The 450-nt window shown below is 20.2% G+C and carries 1 protein-coding gene; it reads right to left on the reverse strand.

The window, feature by feature from the left end; all coding sequences use genetic code 11:
- Positions 1-90: 90 nt before the first annotated feature.
- Positions 91-450: hypothetical protein (locus KJQ99_RS09735; RefSeq protein WP_214150714.1), on the reverse strand; the 360-nt coding region annotated here is incomplete at its 5' end.

Here is a 450-nt window from a genome sequence, read left to right on the forward strand (position 1 = left end):
GAATTTGTCTAATTCTATATTTTTATCAAGATTTTTTGAATTAAAATACACCTTAAAAGTATCAAAATCTTTTATAATATCTTTTAATAACTATTCCTTTTTTGTGTTTTCATTATATGTTTTTATTTCTATTTTTGAATTGGTTTTATTATCTATATTTTGTGAAGTTTGTTTCATATAAGATATGATATTGTTGATTTGAAAATAACTTGAGTAATTAGAATTTGATTTGTAGTTTTTAAAATCATCTTCCATTGATTTTTTGATTTCATTTAAAGCTTTTATATGTTGTTTATTGATTGCATCAAAACTTTTAAAAAAATCATCAAACGGGTCATAGAATTTATTTTCTAAAGCATCAATTCTTTGTTTTAGAATTTCATTTTCTTGTTTTAATTTTTCAATTTCACTGATTGAACTAGCATTTAATGCACCTATACAAAATAAAGA

Origin of the sequence: Campylobacter sp. 2018MI13, assembly GCF_018501135.1 — a bacterium.
GTDB lineage: Bacteria > Campylobacterota > Campylobacteria > Campylobacterales > Campylobacteraceae > Campylobacter_E.